The 16,802-nt window shown below is 32.1% G+C and carries 16 protein-coding genes and 1 pseudogene; 10 read left to right on the plus strand and 7 right to left on the minus strand.

What is annotated here, in order from left to right; translation table 11 throughout:
• Window positions 1-703 (minus strand): ornithine--oxo-acid transaminase (gene rocD, locus R2808_RS06470; protein WP_371270148.1); only part of this gene is annotated, 703 nt, incomplete at its 3' end.
• 171 nt (window positions 704-874) lie between these two features.
• Between rocD and rlmD the strand changes: the two genes are divergently transcribed.
• From rlmD to R2808_RS06485, 3 genes are read left to right on the plus strand one after another with little or no spacing between them, the layout of a single operon-like run.
• Window positions 875-2,287 carry a 23S rRNA (uracil(1939)-C(5))-methyltransferase RlmD gene (gene rlmD / locus R2808_RS06475; protein WP_371270149.1) on the plus strand — a complete coding sequence of 471 codons (1,413 nt, stop codon included), beginning with the start codon at window positions 875-877 and terminating at the stop codon, window positions 2,285-2,287.
• Between the two features lie 18 nt (window positions 2,288-2,305).
• Complete coding sequence (locus R2808_RS06480) at window positions 2,306-2,797, plus strand: DUF6452 family protein (protein ID WP_371270150.1); 492 nt, start codon at window positions 2,306-2,308, stop codon at window positions 2,795-2,797.
• Window positions 2,769-3,464: a DUF6048 family protein gene (locus R2808_RS06485; RefSeq protein ID WP_371270151.1), complete on the plus strand. Its 696-nt coding sequence runs from the start codon at window positions 2,769-2,771 to the stop codon at window positions 3,462-3,464. Before R2808_RS06480 ends, R2808_RS06485 begins: the two co-directional genes overlap by 29 nt.
• A gap of 5 nt (window positions 3,465-3,469) precedes the next feature.
• Here the strand turns inward: R2808_RS06485 and R2808_RS06490 are convergent, their stop codons facing one another.
• A complete protein-coding gene (locus R2808_RS06490) occupies window positions 3,470-4,867 on the minus strand; it encodes an FAD-binding oxidoreductase (RefSeq protein WP_371270152.1) in 1,398 nt (465 codons plus the stop codon).
• 68 nt (window positions 4,868-4,935) lie between these two features.
• Here R2808_RS06490 and meaB point away from each other — a divergent pair, with 68 nt between their 5' ends.
• Window positions 4,936-6,021 (plus strand): methylmalonyl Co-A mutase-associated GTPase MeaB, encoded by a 1,086-nt coding sequence (gene meaB / locus R2808_RS06495; protein ID WP_371270153.1) that lies wholly within the window; start codon window positions 4,936-4,938, stop codon window positions 6,019-6,021.
• Window positions 6,022-6,067: 46 nt separating this feature from the next.
• On the opposite strand, the gene R2808_RS06500 is transcribed toward meaB, so the two are convergent.
• From R2808_RS06500 to R2808_RS06515, 4 genes are all read right to left on the minus strand, one after another.
• The gene (locus R2808_RS06500) at window positions 6,068-6,628 is read right to left on the minus strand and encodes a helix-turn-helix domain-containing protein (protein ID WP_371270154.1); all 561 of its coding nucleotides are present in this window, start codon (window positions 6,626-6,628) and stop codon (window positions 6,068-6,070) included.
• 144 nt (window positions 6,629-6,772) lie between these two features.
• Window positions 6,773-7,000 carry a hypothetical protein gene (locus R2808_RS06505; protein ID WP_371270155.1) on the minus strand — a complete coding sequence of 76 codons (228 nt, stop codon included), beginning with the start codon at window positions 6,998-7,000 and terminating at the stop codon, window positions 6,773-6,775.
• Window positions 7,001-7,107: 107 nt separating this feature from the next.
• Window positions 7,108-8,487, minus strand: coding sequence for an MATE family efflux transporter (locus R2808_RS06510; protein ID WP_371270156.1), 1,380 nt, complete (start codon window positions 8,485-8,487; stop codon window positions 7,108-7,110).
• Window positions 8,488-8,599: 112 nt separating this feature from the next.
• Window positions 8,600-9,481, minus strand: a complete 882-nt coding sequence (locus R2808_RS06515; RefSeq protein ID WP_371270158.1) for a PPK2 family polyphosphate kinase — start codon at window positions 9,479-9,481, stop codon at window positions 8,600-8,602.
• A gap of 98 nt (window positions 9,482-9,579) precedes the next feature.
• Here R2808_RS06515 and R2808_RS06520 point away from each other — a divergent pair, with 98 nt between their 5' ends.
• The 6 genes and pseudogenes from R2808_RS06520 to R2808_RS06545 all read left to right on the plus strand — a co-directional run bounded on the left by R2808_RS06520 (window position 9,580) and on the right by R2808_RS06545 (window position 14,984).
• On the plus strand, window positions 9,580-10,113 hold the full coding sequence (locus tag R2808_RS06520; RefSeq protein ID WP_371270159.1) for an RNA polymerase sigma factor: 534 nt from the start codon (window positions 9,580-9,582) through the stop codon (window positions 10,111-10,113).
• Window position 10,114: 1 nt separating this feature from the next.
• Entirely contained in the window at window positions 10,115-10,981 is an 867-nt protein-coding gene (locus R2808_RS06525; RefSeq protein WP_371270160.1) for a hypothetical protein, read from the plus strand.
• A 20-nt stretch (window positions 10,982-11,001) separates the two neighbouring features.
• Window positions 11,002-11,418, plus strand: a complete 417-nt coding sequence (locus tag R2808_RS06530) for a hypothetical protein (RefSeq protein WP_371270161.1) — start codon at window positions 11,002-11,004, stop codon at window positions 11,416-11,418.
• Window positions 11,419-11,515: 97 nt separating this feature from the next.
• Window positions 11,516-13,420, plus strand: a pseudogene (locus R2808_RS06535) (von Willebrand factor type A domain-containing protein).
• A 191-nt stretch (window positions 13,421-13,611) separates the two neighbouring features.
• Window positions 13,612-14,100 carry a heme-binding domain-containing protein gene (locus tag R2808_RS06540; RefSeq protein WP_371270162.1) on the plus strand — a complete coding sequence of 163 codons (489 nt, stop codon included), beginning with the start codon at window positions 13,612-13,614 and terminating at the stop codon, window positions 14,098-14,100.
• A gap of 236 nt (window positions 14,101-14,336) precedes the next feature.
• Window positions 14,337-14,984 (plus strand): hypothetical protein, encoded by a 648-nt coding sequence (locus R2808_RS06545; RefSeq protein ID WP_371270163.1) that lies wholly within the window; start codon window positions 14,337-14,339, stop codon window positions 14,982-14,984.
• A 26-nt stretch (window positions 14,985-15,010) separates the two neighbouring features.
• Here the strand turns inward: R2808_RS06545 and R2808_RS06550 are convergent, their stop codons facing one another.
• Window positions 15,011-16,645 (minus strand): ABC-F family ATP-binding cassette domain-containing protein, encoded by a 1,635-nt coding sequence (locus R2808_RS06550; RefSeq protein ID WP_371270164.1) that lies wholly within the window; start codon window positions 16,643-16,645, stop codon window positions 15,011-15,013.
• Window positions 16,646-16,802 lie beyond the last annotated feature (157 nt).

Raw genomic sequence — 16,802 nt, forward strand, 5'->3', positions numbered from 1 at the left:
CCTCATCGGCAATAAACAACACATTATATTTTTCACATAAAGTCTTTGCTTTAGCAAGATAACCCTCGCTTGGCACATAAACTCCTGCTTCGCCTTGAATAGGTTCTACCAAGAATCCTGCAATATTTTTTGACGATTGCAATGCTGCTTCTAAAGCTTCTAAATTATCGTATTCTATTTTAATAAAACCTTCGGTATAAGGCCCAAAGTTATTACGAGCATTCTCATCGTTTGAAAACGAAATTATAGTAGTAGTTCGCCCGTGAAAATTATTTTCGCAAACAATTATTTGTGCTTCATTTTCGGCAATTCCTTTTTTCTCGTATGCCCATTTTCTACAAATTTTTAAAGCGGTTTCTACGGCTTCTGCACCAGTATTCATAGGAAGTACTTTATCGAAACCAAAATATTCGGTTACATATTTTTCATAAACTCCTAATTTATCATTATAAAAAGCTCGTGAAGTTAAGGTTAATGTTTGCGCTTGCGAAGTCATTGCTCCTACAATTTTAGGATGACAATGCCCTTGATTAACAGCCGAGTACGCCGAAAGAAAATCGAAGTATTTTTTACCTTCTACATCCCAAACGTAAACACCATCGCCTTTACTTAAAACTACTGGAAGCGGATGATAATTATGGGCTCCATATTTATTTTCTAACGCAATTGCTTCTGCCGAACTCATTGTTTCTAAAACTGACATTTTCTCAAAATTTACTATTAATATTCTAAAATTCCTTCTTAATACTGGAGAGAAATCATCCTTGGGTAACAAAAATACAAATATTTAAACGAGATAAAAAAATTAAGTCCTACTTTAAAATTTTAAATCTTTTTTTAGCAAAATTCAATCGGTAAGGTTTATTTTTGTCGTATGAGAAGAAGAAGAAACGAACGTATTGTTTTTGAACATATAGAAATAGTAGATGCTGGTGCAAAAGGTGTTTCGGTGGCTAAAGCTCCCGATGGAAAAGTTATTTTTATACCGAACGTAGTACCTGGCGATATAGTTGATATTCAAACTACTAAAATACGAAAAGCCTATTACGAAGGAAAAGCAACAAAATTTCATTCGCTTTCTAAAGATAGAGTTGAACCTATTTGTAAGCATTTTGGAAGTTGTGGCGGCTGCAAGTGGCAAAATATGAACTACGAAAAGCAGCTTTTTTATAAAAACCAAGAAGTCGAAAATAATTTAAAGCGTATTGGTAAAATTGAATTGCCCGATTTTGAACCCATTTTAGGTTCTGAAAAACAGTTTTTTTATCGCAACAAAATGGAATTTGGTTTTTCAAACGCACGTTGGTTTACAGATGAGGAAATAAAAAGTGGTGTAGCATTTCCACATAAAAATGCTTTAGGATTTCACGTGCCCAAAATGTGGGATAAAATTCTCGATATTGAGAAATGTTATTTGCAACAAGATCCGTCTAACGCTATTCGAAACGAAATTAAAGCGTTTGCCGTTGCCAATAATTTAGCATTTTACGATGCGCGTAATATGGAAGGTTTCCTGCGCACGTTAATGATTCGTACGGCTTCAACTGGCGAAATTATGGTTTTGGTTCAGTTTTTTGAAGAAAATATTGCACAACGAGAATTGTTACTCAACTTTATTGCCAATCGTTTTCCTGAAATTACTTCCCTACTCTACGTAATCAATAATAAAGGAAACGATACACTTTATGACCAAGACATTCAATTGTATAAAGGTCGTGATTATATTTTGGAAGAAATGGAAGGTTTGCAGTTTAGCATTAATGCAAAATCATTTTATCAAACCAATTCGGAACAAGCCTACGAATTGTATAAAATTACACGCGATTTTGCAGGATTAACAGGCGAAGAATTGGTGTACGATTTATATACAGGAACAGGAACCATTGCCCAATTTGTAGCTAAAAAAGCAAAAAAAGTAGTTGGCGTAGAAGCCGTACCCGAAGCTATTGCCGATGCTAAAGAAAATGCAAAACGCAACAATACAACCAATTGCGATTTTTTTGTAGGCGATATGAAAAATGTCTTTAACGACGAATTTATTGCAGCAAACGGTCAGCCCGATGTTATTATTACCGACCCACCGCGCGATGGTATGCACAAAGATGTAGTGGCTCAAATTTTAAAAATTGCACCAAAACGTGTGGTTTATGTAAGTTGCAACAGTGCAACACAAGCTAGAGATTTAGCTTTACTAGATGAAAAATATAAAGTAACACGCGTAAAACCTGTCGATATGTTTCCGCAAACGCATCATGTAGAAAATGTTGTACTTTTGGAAAAAAGATAAAATTCAGTTTAAGAAATAATGAAAAAACACATAACCATAATCATTTCTATTTTTTTAGTTGTTTTTCTTTGGAACTGCGAAAAAGACGATATTTGCGCCGATGGAACCGTAACAACACCACAATTAGTAGTTGAATTTTATGATGCTACCGTAACCGATTCGATAGTAACCGTTTCGTCAATTGGATTTAGAGAAATAACAAAAGATAGCATTTATAGAAAAAGTAGTGTATCGCAATTATTATTACCATTAAAAACCAACGAAGATTCGGTTACTTTTGAACTTACCTTATATGGAGATGATGACACTGTTACTACTGACGATTTTAGCGATACATTTACACTAAATTATAACCGACAAGATATTTATATTTCGAGAGCTTGTGGCTATAAAACCAATTTTACACTAACTGATGCTATTGTTAATTCTACCAATTGGATTACTAATGCAACTATAGAGCAACCAAATGTTACAAATGAAAATGAAGTTCATATTAAAATATATTTTTAGTTTTTTCTTAATTGGTTTTACAATTTTTGGAAATGCACAAGAAGATTCTACTAAAGTTTCGTTTCCGCAGCGCTACGGTTTACGTGTAGGTTTAGATTTGCACAGACTTTCAAAATCGTTTTACGACAACAATTATAAAGGTTTAGAAATTGTAGCCGATTATCGACTAACAAAAAAATATTTTATAGCAGGCGAATTAGGTAACGAAGAAAAAAATGTTGACGACGACCGTTTAAATTTTACTACAAAAGGAAGTTATTTTAAAGTCGGTTTCGATTATAATGCTTTTGAAAACTGGCTCGATATGGAAAATATGATTTATGCCGGAATGCGAGTAGGTTTTAGTTCGTTTTCACACGAGTTAAATTCGTATAAAATTTATGACCCAACTAATTATTATGGCGAAACTATTTTTAGTACAGGTCAAAAATTTAACAGCTTAAATGCTAGTTGGTTAGAGCTTGTTGGCGGTATTAAAGCAGAAATTTTCAACAATGTTTTTCTTGGTTTTTCGGTAAAAGTAAATTATTTACTATCGGATAAAAAACCCGATAATTTTGACAATTTATTTATTCCAGGTTATAACCGAACCTACGACGGAAAATTTGGTGCCGGATTTAATTATTCCATAAGTTATTTTATTCCAATATATAAAAAAGATAAATAATTTAACTACGAAGGGAAAATTTTTCCTGGATTTAAAATATTTTTTGGGTCAAAAAGTTGCTTTATTCCTTTCATTAATTCGAGTTCTACCGATGAAAAAACAATAGGCATAAATTCTTTTTGTACATATCCAATTCCGTGTTCTCCGGAAATTGTTCCTTTTAACGATTTTGTCAATTCAAAAATTTCCACAATTCCTCTTGGAACTTCTTTTTGCCAAGCTTCATCTGTCATTTCTTGTTTTACAATATTTACATGCAAATTACCATCGCCAGCATGACCATAACAAACCGAATGAAACCCATATTTTTTACCAATTTCTTTAATTCCTTTCAAAAGCGTTGGCAATTCATATCGTGGCACAACCGTATCCTCTTCTTTATAAACCGAATTTGATTTTACCGCTTCGCCTACTGCTCTTCGTAATTTCCAAAGTGCATTTTTTTGCTCTGTAGAATCGGCAAATAAAACCTCATCAATTTCATAATTTTCAATAACTCCTACTATTTTTTCAGCTTCTTGCATTAAAACTTCAGGATAATTTCCATCCACTTCAATTAGTAAATGTGCTTCAATTCCATCTTTTATTGCAACACTTACGCCTTCAACATATTGCATCGTCCAGTCGATAGCATCGCGTTCCATAAATTCTAATGCACTGGGTACAATTCCAGCTCTAAATATAGCCGAAACCGCTTCGCAAGCTTGTGCTGCTTTATAAAATGGTACCAATAGTAATACATTATGCTGATTAATGGGTAACAATTTCAACACAATTTTAGTAACAATTCCAAGAGTTCCTTCACTTCCAACCATTAATTGGGTTAAATTATATCCTGTAGAATTTTTAAGCGTATTAGCACCTGTCCAAATAATTTCACCATTGGGTAAAACTACTTCCAAATTAAGCACATAATCTTTAGTTACGCCATATTTTACGGCACGAGCACCACCTGAATTTTCGGCAATATTTCCGCCAATAAAACAACTCCCCATACTACTTGGATCGACAGGGTAAAACAAACCTTGTGCTGCCAAAGTATCTTTTAAAACTTGCGTAATTACACCTGGTTCGGTTGTAACTTGGTAATTCTTTTCGTCAATTTCTAAAATTTTATTAAACCTTTCCATTGATAGTCCGATTCCGCCATGAATACTTAAAGCGCCACCACTTAAACCTGTTCGTCCACCAATAGGTACTACAGGAATTTCATTTTGAAAAGCAATTTTCATAATTTCTGAAACTTCTTGTGTACTTTTTGGTTTTATTACAACATTTGGCGGAAAATTATAATCTTCGGTTTCGTCGTGTCCGTAATTTTTACGTGTTTCATCATCGGTAAAAACAAACGTTTGTCCTACAATATCTTCAAATTTTTTAATTAATTCTGTTGTAATAGTCATTGGAATCAAGTTTAAACAAATGTACGCATTAAAAGTAAAATTTGTATTTTTACCAAAATGTTTTCCGAGTGAAAAATCTCCCTAAAAAATCGGCTTTATCTGAAATTGACGGTATAAATCAACCTGAAACCGTTAACCAATCGGTTGCAAAATCGGTGCAAAAATTTCGCAAAAAACAACCTTCTGCACAAGAATTAGTCGAAGCTATTTTAAAAGGAGATAAAATTGCTTTAAGTAGAGCAATTACTTTAATCGAAAGTACCAATCCGGAACATTTAGAAAGAGCTAATGAAGTTATTCAAGGTTGTTTACCACATGCCAATAAATCGGTTCGCATAGGAATTACTGGTGTTCCAGGTGTTGGAAAAAGTACGTTTATTGAAGCTTTTGGTAAGTATTTGACTTCACTTGGTAAAAAAGTAGCGGTTTTAGCGGTTGACCCAAGTTCGTCTATTAGTCACGGAAGTATTTTAGGCGATAAAACGAGAATGGAAGAATTGGTAAAAGATGAAAACGCCTATATTCGTCCGAGTGCTTCTGGAGATAGTTTAGGTGGCGTTGCCAGAAAAACACGTGAAACTATTATGCTTTGTGAAGCTTGCAGTTTTGACACCATTATTATTGAAACCGTTGGAGTTGGACAAAGTGAAACTGCCGTACACAGTATGGTCGATTTCTTTTTATTACTAAAAATTGCTGGCGCTGGCGATGAATTACAAGGCATAAAACGTGGCATTATGGAAATGGCTGATACAATCGTCATTAACAAAGCCGATGGCGATACTATTGCGAAAGCCAAACTCGCTAAAACCGAATTTAACAGAGCGTTGCATTTATTTCCTGCAAAAAATAGCGGTTGGATTCCAAAAGTGACGACTTGTAGTGCTTTTGAAAAAACTGGAATTGACAAAGTTTGGGAAATTATTGCGGAATATTTTGAATTAACTAAAGAAAACCACTATTTCGAACAAAAACGCAAAGAACAAAATCAATATTGGATGTTAGAAACGATTAACGAACAATTGAAAAGTCGTTTTTACAATCATCCTGAAATTATATCGTTATTGGAACAAAACAAAAAAGCGGTGCAAAATAATGAATTATCACCTTTTACTGCCGCTCAAATTCTTTTGGAGAAGTATTTTAAAGTTTAGCAGTAATGTTTTGCACACACTTTAACTAATTATACTAAATAACCTACTACTCTCTATTTCTTAATAACTCATTACCATAATACAATACAGAAAGGCTAATTAAAAAACATGGAAATAAACCAGTTATAAAACCTTTTGGAAATCCCTGATGTAAAGTAATCATAATGAAATAAATAATGTAGCCTGTACCAAACTTCAACATTCTTTCTACTCCACTCATTTTTTTAGTAAAAAACACAATAAAAAAAGGAAGAAAAAAACTTATCAGCACACCACCAAATCTACTATTCCAATTTGCGTTAGAGTCTAATGTTAAATAACCAATTATTGCCATCAAAATTAAATTTAACACTATAAGAAATAAACTATTGATAATTTTAGTTCCAATATTTTTTGAACTTGTTCCTCTCTCTACAGAATTTAATTCTTCAACATCTATGTCTAAAACTTCACAAATCAAATTAAGTGTTTTTCCCCTAGGTACATTTTCAGAGTTCTCGATACGCTGAATAGTTCTTACATTCACTTTAGCAAATTCGGCTAGTTCTTCTTGAGTAAGCCCTTTAGTTTTTCTAGCATTACTTATTCTTTCGGCAATCCAATTCATTTATTTTAAAAATATTAATTGATTTCAAAAGTATAAATTCTGATAAATTCTGATAACGATTTTTTTATGACTTATTTACGACATTTAATTTGTCTTTAATTGTCGTGAAGCTATTTAAAAAATTTTGTAATAGAATAATAAAAACTATTCCTCGTAACGTTCCATTTCTCTATCGTAGAATTCTCCCGCTAATGTAATTAAATGCTCCATTTCGCTTTCTAATTCTTTTTCGTCTTCACCTTCAACATCTTCTAAAATTTCCACTTCATCGTCTTTTAAATTGATTATGAATTGAGGAAAATCTAAATGGATAATAAAAATATCATCTGGAAAATCAGAATTATCTGCTAAAACAAATTTTGGTAAGTTCATCTTTTTAAATTATGAATTATAAGTTATGAGTTATAAATATAGTTAATTTGTTGATTTGTTGAGTCGTTAATTTGAAAGTAATAAATTACACTTTTCCCTTTTGACTTTTAACTTTCGACTTGATTAATTAACTTCTTCGTTTCGTTGTTAAATCGGATAAATAAAAATACGGCTGCAGCAGTTAAACCTGCTAATAAGCCTATCCAAATTCCGGTTGCGCCTAAACTAGTAAAAATTCCTAAGTAAATTGAAATAGGAAAACCTATTACCCAATAGGCAACAAATGTAATATACATAGGAACTTTTACATCTTGCAATCCACGTAAAGCTCCTAAAACTACTACTTGCAAACCATCGGAAATTTGAAAAATAGCTGCTACCAATAATAATTGTGCCGAAATAGTTATTACTTCTAAATTTTCGGAATAGTTAACCAAATCGTTTAAATTGACAAAAATGGTTGGTAATTGCTTATGAAAAAGAAAGAAAATTAAAGCAAACGCAATTTCTAATAGTGTTGCTAATAAAAAAATAGAAAAGGCTACCAATCGCAATTTTTTGAAATCGCCCAATCCTTTTTGATTTCCTACCCGAATCATTGCTGCTACGCTTAATCCCATGGCAAACATAAAGGTAAACGAAGCCAAACTTAATGCTACTTGGTTAGCCGCTTGACTTGTAGTTCCTAATCTTCCTGATAGCCATATAGCACCAGTAAACAATGCTACTTCAAAAAACATTTGCATAGCTGATGGCGAACCCAATCGAATAATTTTTATATTTACTTCACGTTTGATTTCTTGTAATGAAAACCCTTTAAAAAACGGATGAAATTTCTCACGTTGATTCATCATGTAGTGCATAAATCCCAGCATTACAAATCGAGAAGCTATGGTTCCAATGGCTGCACCAACAATTCCTAATTCTGGAAAAATCCAAATGCCGTAAATCAATAAATAATTGAGAACAACATTAGTAATATTACCTAAAATGGTTGCCCACATCGAATATTTTGTTTCACTCATGCCATCTGCAAATTGCTTATAAGCCTGAAACATAATCAGCGGAATCAATGAAAAAGCAACTATATCAAGATAAGGTTTTGCTAGTGTAACCACATGCTCGGGTTGCCCCATATAAGCAATTAATGGTTTTGAAAAATAAATAATTCCAAATAAAATTACTCCCAATATAGTACATAAATATAACCCATGATGAAAAGCACTTCGCCCTGCAGCTACGCTTTGTTTTCCATCGGCTTCAGCTACCAAAGGCGTAATAGCTGTAGAAAACCCAATACCTAATGACATGGCTATAAAAACAAAACTATTGCCTAAAGAAACTGCTGCCAATTCCGTAGGACCTAATTTACCAACCATCACATTATCCACAATGCTAACAATTGTATGCCCAAGCATTCCCAAAATAATTGGATAAGCCAACCGTAAATTATACGAAAACTCTTTGGTGTATTGTGATAAATTCATCTGCTTTTAAAATCGACTGCAAAGGTAATCAATTAGACTATGAGTTAATTTGAAAATTTGAAAATGTTTATTAAGACTTTCAACTTTTCAACTTTCGACATTTAACTAAAAATCACACTTCAGTTGATAATTTATCGTGGTAAAACTTAATATTTTCTTTAATTTCTTCGTCTAATTCTGGTTCTTTAATATCGGTGTATTTTTGAAGTTCTTCCAAAATAGTTTTGGCTACCAAATAACGACACGTTTCTTTATTATCGGCAGGAATTACGTACCAAGGCGCATTTTCTGTTGAAGTTTTATTAATTGCCTCTTCATAACATTGTTGATATTCATCCCAACGTTCGCGTTCTTTTAAATCGGCTGGCGAAAATTTCCAATTGTGTTTTTCCTCTTCTAATCTTCTCAACAATCGTTGGCGTTGTTCTTCCTCGCTTAAATGCAAATAAAATTTTAACACAATGATTCCATTTGTGGCAATATGCTTTTCAAAATTCGTAATGCTTTCAAATCGGTTTTCCCAAAATTCGGGAGTTATATCACTTACAGCGTTTATTTCTGGAATACGTTCGTTCAAAATATATTCGGGATGAACACGAGTAATTAAAACATTTTCGTAATGGGTTCTATTAAATACGGCAAATTTTCCTTTTTCAGGCAATGCCAAATAATGACGCCATAAATAATCATGTTCCAATTCACTGGAATTTGGTGTTTTAAAACTATGAACCACCACACCGCGCGCATTAAATTCTTTAAAAACTTCACGAATTAAACTGTCTTTTCCTGCTGTGTCCATTCCTTGCAAACAAATAAGTACACCATATTTATTGTGCGCATACATTTTATCTTGCAATTTGCTTAGCTTTTCACGAATTTTTTGCAGTTCTTTTTCTTTCTTTTTTTCTGAAGTCTCAACATTAATAAATGTTGGAATATTTTTTAATTGTATCGTTTCAGTAACTTTTAAACTAGCGCAATTAATTTTTTTCATAGCTGTTTTTGATTATTATTGACTAAATTTAAAAAAAATTATAAGTCGTCCCAACCTTTTTATCTTTTTTATACTCTTTACAATAAAGCACCTATGTAATGGATGAAAAAATAATACAAGCCTGCAAAAAACAAAATAGACAAGCACAACGGCAACTCTATGAACAATTAGCACCCAAGTTGTACTATTTGTGCAAACGCTATTTAAAAAAGGAAGAAGAAATTGAAGAAGTTTTGGCCGATGCGTTTTTTATAATTTTCACAAAAATTGACCAGCTAAAAGAGCCAAAAGCATTTGTAAGTTGGGCAAAAAAGATCACTGTCAATCAATGTTTATTGGTGCTTAAGAAAAATATAAATTTCAATTTGTATTTAGATGATGTTTCTTATGCAAACCAACCTTTAGCTGATGAAATTACTGATTTAGAAGAGGAAGATTTATTAAGATTAGTAAACTATTTATCCGAAGGTTGCCAAACTATTTTTAATCTATTTGTTGTAGAAGGTTTTTCGCATAAAGAAATCGCAGAACAATTAAAAATATCAGAAGGCACATCAAAATCGCAGCTCAACGCTGCAAAATCCAAATTAAAAGAATTAGTTACTACCTACTATTACCAAAAAGCGAAATAAAATGAACACTGAAGATAAATTATATAACAAAATAAAATCGGCTGCTGAAAAGGGTGAAACCCCAAATTTTTCAAGCATGGATAAGGTTTGGAATCGTGTAGAAGATAAATTGGAAGCAAAAATTTCAAAAAATGAGTCGTCAAAATGGAAAAAAATTGCTGTTGCAGCATCATTACTAGTAGTTGGCGTATTATGTTACAATTGGTTGCAATCGCCTATAAATAATGAAAGTATTCCTGAAAATACGGTTGTTGTGTTAGATAGTATTCCGACAAAAATTGAAGAAGCAGTTGTTAGCAACGAATTACCTGAAACAACTCCAGAAACAATTGAAAATCAACACCCAATAATTAAAAAAAATGCTGCTGAAATAATTCAAAGTGAAATTCAAAACAACACTGAAGTAGTCGCCGATGTTGAAGAAATTGAAATTGCTTCCGATAAAATTCCAAATGAAGCCATGACATTATCAGCAAAAAATAATGTAGATAAAATGATACAGCAATCTGAAAATTACCGCATCGAAATGATGACTCCGGTTGCAACTACTCAAAATAAAAAAGAACAACCATTGGTTATTATTGATGGCAAAGCCAAAAAAAATATGAAAGCAGAAGATATTGATGCTGAAACCATCGACTCTTTGGTGTATTTAAAAGAACCTTTATACATTATTAATGGCGAAGAATATACCGAGCAAGAACTTTTTGGCGAAAATCCAACCAGTCCGTACGCGCCTTTAAATAAGCAAAATATTATTTCAACAACTGTTTACCAAGGTTTAGACGCTACCAAATTATACGGCAAAAAAGGCGAAAAAGGTGTGGTTATTATTACAACTAAAGATGGTAAGCCTAGTAGTGATTAGTGATTAATAAATTATTAAAAATGAGAAACTTAATTTTATATAGCCTATTTTCAGTGTTACTATTTCAAGCAAATGCACAACAATTAGAAAACTCTTCTTGGAAAATCGATAAAGTAATTGGCAACTCGGGCGATACTTTTGAAGAATATCATTTATACAAATACGATACGGCTGAACAATGGCAGTATGGAAATTTTATCCAATTTACCAACACTGGCTTTACTTGCCATTATTCGGCACCTTGTGGCAATGATTGTTTTCCATCGTCATCTGGAAATTTCAAAAATTCAGATAAAAATATAATTGAACTTACCATTTTAACCTTCGACCAACAGGGCGATTGCGAAAGTATTCATAAGAAAATGAAAATCACTACAAAATATCAAATTATTCAATTATCAGAAACTGAAATTCATCTGAAGAAAATACCAAAATAACATCATTTTAAGTTCGTAAAACCGAACAAAAGTAAATCGTTTCACATAAAAATCTAATATCATGAAAAATCTCAAAATCTTTTCATTAGGAATGGCTATGCTTATTGCATTCCTAAGTTTTAACTCAATAAGTAGCTTAAAATCAAACAATAAAGAAGAAAAAACTATTACTGGAATTGTTTCCGATGAATTAGGGCCAGTTGTTGGCGCAACAGTAGTTGTAAAAGGAACTAATAATGGCACAACAACGGACTTTGACGGTAAATATTCTATAAAAGCTAAAATTGGCGATATACTCGTCTTTAATTTTGTAGGAACACAAACGCAAGAAATAACGGTTGGGAAAAAGAACGTTATTAATGTAGTATTAAAAAGTGGCGTACAGCTCGACAGTATTGTAATTCCAGCTATGGGAATAAAACGAAAAGTTGATGAAACTGTTGTATCTTACGATGTTAAACAAGAAGCACCGCAAGCATTAGTTGGTAAAGTATCAGGGATACAAATTAATTCAAATCAAGCTCAAAATGTAACTATAAAAGGTTATGCAGATAATTCAAATAATATAAATTACAATGATAAAAATACAATTACATCAAATGATAACGAAGATTATGAAGTTTTTGTAGAAAACGAATTCGAAAGCCCAAAGCAATCGCCTTTATCAACTTTTTCTATTGATGTTGACAATGCTTCCTATACCAATATTCGTCGTTTTATTAATAACGGACAAAAAGTACCAAAAGATGCCGTTCGTGTGGAAGAAATGATTAACTTTTTTAAATACAATAATCCTCAACCAAAAGATAAACATCCATTCGCGATTGCTACCGAATATAGCGATTGCCCTTGGAACGAAAATCATAAATTATTAAAAATAGGATTGCAAGGCAAAGAAATTCCATCTGGCGACTTACCCAATTCCAACTTCGTATTTTTAATCGATGTATCAGGTTCAATGGGTTCGGCTAATAAATTACCTTTATTAAAAGAATCGATGAAAGTGTTGGTAAATCAACTTCGAAAAGAGGATAAAGTAGCCATTGTTGTATATGCGGGTGCTGCAGGTTTGGTGTTGCCACCTACATCGGGCGATAAAAAAGAAACGATTATAAATGCGTTAGACCAATTGCAATCTGGTGGAAGTACTGCAGGTGGAGCAGGTATTCAATTAGCATACAAAACAGCACAAGAAAACTTTATAAAAAGTGGCAATAATCGTGTAATTCTAGCAACCGATGGCGATTTTAATGTAGGTGCTTCATCGGATAATGATATGGAACGATTAATTGAAGAAAAACGCAAAAGTGGCGTATTTTTAACCTGTTTAGGCTACGGAATGGGCAATTACAAAGACAGCAAAATGGAAACTTTAGCCAATAAAGGCAACGGAAATTACGCTTACATTGATAATATTCAAGAAGCCAATCGATTTTTAGGAAAAGAATTTAAGGGAAGTATGTTTGCAATAGCAAAAGATGTAAAAATTCAAATTGAATTCAATCCAAAACATGTACAAAGTTATCGATTAATTGGTTACGAAAACAGAAAATTGCGACCAGAAGATTTTAAAAACGATGCCATTGATGCTGGAGAATTAGGAAGCGGACATACTGTAACGGCTTTATACGAAATTATTCCTGTTGGCGTAAAAAGCGATTATTTACAAGAAGTTGATGTATTAAAATATTCGAATACTACAAATAATCAATATTTGGCAAACTAATTGGCAACCATCAAATTTCGATACAAAAAACCAGATGGCGAAAAAAGTACTGAAATGGTAGAAACCATACAAAATAAACCCATTTTACTAGATAAAACTTCTGATGATTTTAAATTTAGTACAGCAGTGGCATGGTTTGGCTTAAAACTTCGCGATTCTAAATTAATCAATAAAAAATCGAGTGCCGCTATAAAAGCATTAGCATTACAAGGAAAAGCAAAAGACGAAGATGGCTATCGTTCCGAATTTATTCGATTAGTTGAAGCTGTAAATTAATAACCGTTTTACTAACAAAATAAGCCCAAAAAACAGTACGTTTTTTGGGCTTTTAGCTCTTATGAGAATTAAAAAAAGTTGAATTAAAAAACAATATTAATAAATTTAGCTTTAATTTTTTGTAATAAATTCATTTTTTTACTTAAATTTATAGCACAAACACAATTCAACTAACTTTTTAAAAAAATCGTATGAAAAAATTCTTAATCGGCTTAGTAGCATTATTAGTTGTTATTCAATTGTTTCAAATTGATAAAACAAACCCAGTGGTTGATAAAAATTTAGACTTTATCAATTCCTACAAACCTTCTCCCGAAATAGCACAGCAAATTAGAACGTCGTGCTACGATTGTCATTCGAACGATACCGAATATCCGTTTTATTCAAACATTCAACCGTTTGGTTGGTTTTTGGCGAACCATATTAAAGAAGGTAGAAGTCATTTAAATTTTTCCGAATTTGGAACTTACACTGTTAAAAAACAAGCACATAAACTAGAAGAAGCTGTTGAGTTAATCGAAAAAAACGAAATGCCACTATCTAGCTATACATCTATGCACAGCAGCGCCGCATTGTCTGATGCGCAAAAGAAAATGCTAATTGAATATTTTAGAGCTAAACAAGCCGAAATTAAAAGTAGTTTAAGCATTCAACAAACCGATGCAGAAACTGAAGAATAATAAATAATAAACTCCGCAATTGCGGAGTTTTTTTGTTGGGTAGCTAATAAATTTTGAGTGGCTCTTAATAAACATTTTTAATATTTTGAATAATCATGTACACAACATTATCGGGACTTGATTTTTTATTACAGCTTATTAGTATAAAAAAAATCTAAATAAAGAATTGATTTTATAAAACATAATTGACACTTTAAATAGCGGCATAATAATTGTTGTTTTTTGTAAAAAAACATATGAGATATTTTCTGTTTTTTACGCTTTTTATTTTGTTCTCATGTAATGAAAAGAAAAAAAATAACATTATACGTAAACCTAATATTTCAACAACTTTTTCAATACAAAAGTCACAAGAAAATGTTTTCTTATTACCTTTAATTGAAAAATGGAATGATAGTATTTTTAAACTTCCTTACAAATTAAAAAACAATGAAATTAGTGTTATTATTGGCATCGGATATGGTTGGTATGCTTATGATGAACGCAATCATTATATTTTTCAAAATGATAGTGTTATAAAACATTTTAAAGAGAAAATCCCAAAGGCTTATTTAAAAAAAGGTTATGAAAAATACAGCTTGGAAGAATTTGAAGTAACAACAGATTTGAAAAGAAAACTCATCAAGAATATAAATTCATCAAATTTTTTATCGTTCTTGAAATACAATCAGGAAGATTTTAAACTAAAAGCAACAACCATAAATCCTTGTATGGTATCTGACGCTAATGGTTACACGATTACTGTAATTCAAAACGATAAGTTTAAAAACTATAGGTATTATGCTCCAAGACATATACTTGAAAAATGTAAACATGAATCTATTAATAAAAAAATGCTAAAAGATTTTATAAATTTACTTGAACAATGGAATATTGAAATTTAATATAATTAAGCACTATTCACTAACGATTATTTCTCAATTTCTTTTAGGTTTTCCATTTTTTTGTGAGCCAAGAATCCTTTGATATCTTCAAAATGTTCACGAACTCGTTTGTTGCCAAATTCGAAAACTTTAGTTACCAAACCATCTAAGAAATCACGGTCGTGCGAAACTAAAATTAATGTACCATCAAAATCACGAAGTGCATCTTTAATAATATCTTTAGTTTTCATATCTAAGTGGTTCGTAGGCTCATCGAGAATTAAAACATTCACAGGTTCTAACAATAATTTAATCATAGCCAAACGCGTTCTTTCTCCGCCCGAAAGCACTTTTACTTTCTTTTGAATATCATCGCCACTAAACATAAATGCGCCCAACATGTCTTTTATTTTTGTACGAATATCGCCCACAGCTATTCTATCAATCGTTTCAAAAACCGACAATTCGCCATCTAATAAAGCCGCTTGATTTTGTGCAAAATAGCCAATTTGTGCATTATGACCTATTTCAACCTTACCGCCATTGTAATCAATTTCGCCCATAAGTGCTTTAATCATAGTCGATTTCCCTTCTCCATTTTTACCCACAAAAGCTACTTTTTGCCCACGTTCTATAACCATATTGGCATTATTAAATACTACATGGTCGCCATATTTTTTTGTTAATTCTTCAACAACAACAGGATACTGTCCACTTCGTGGTGATGGTGGAAATTTTAATTTTAATGCAGAGGTATCTAATTCATCAACTTCGACTAACACTAATTTTTCAAGCATTCGCACACGCGATTGTACTTGTTCTGTTTTAGAAAAAGTTCCTCTAAATCGTTCTATAAATGCTTTATTATCTGCAATAAACTTTTGTTGCTCATCATAAGCTTTTTGCTGATGAATTCTTCTATCTTGACGTAAAACCAAATAATCAGAATATTTTGCTTTGTAATCATAAATTCTTCCCATAGTAACTTCAATAGTTCTATTGGTAATATTATCAACAAAAGCACGGTCGTGAGAAATTACCATTACGGCTTTGGCTTGATTTACTAAAAAATCTTCTAACCATTGAATACTATCCATATCCAAGTGGTTGGTAGGCTCATCTAATAAAATTAAATCGGGTTTTTTTAATAAAATTTTAGCCAATTCAATGCGCATACGCCATCCGCCCGAAAATTCAGAGGTTTTTCGCGTAAAATCTTCACGTTCAAAACCTAAACCTTTTAAAACTTTTTCAACTTCGGCTTCGTAATTAACTTCTTCTATGGCATAATACTTTTCCGAAAGTTCAGAAACGCGTTCAATCAACTTCATATAATCATCACTTTCATAATCGGTACGCGTGGTTAATTGATCGTTTATTTCATCCATTTCAGCCTTCATTTTAAAAATATCTTCAAACGCTTTTGCCGTTTCTTTAAAAACCGTGGCATTATCTTCGGTTAACAAATGCTGTGGCAAATACGCAATTACAGCTTCTTTTGGTGCTGAAATTCCGCCGCGAGTGGGTTTGTTTACACCAGCAACTATTTTTAATAAAGTCGATTTTCCAGCGCCATTTTTACCCATAAGGGCTATTTTGTCGTTTTCATTGATAGCAAAAGTAACTTCACTAAATAAAGTTGTTCCACCAAATTCTACGGCAATATCGTTTACTGTGATCATTGTATTCGTTTAAAGTTAAAAGTTGAAAGTTTTATTTTTGAAGGTGCAAATATAGGTAATTTGAAAATGTGAAAATGTCATAATTTGAAGATTAAAATCTTAAACAATCTTTAACTTTTGATTGTTGTTTTACCGTAATTTACTTCTTACCTTTGAA

Source organism: Flavobacterium sp., from assembly GCF_041392005.1.
In the GTDB taxonomy this organism is placed as follows: domain Bacteria; phylum Bacteroidota; class Bacteroidia; order Flavobacteriales; family Flavobacteriaceae; genus Flavobacterium.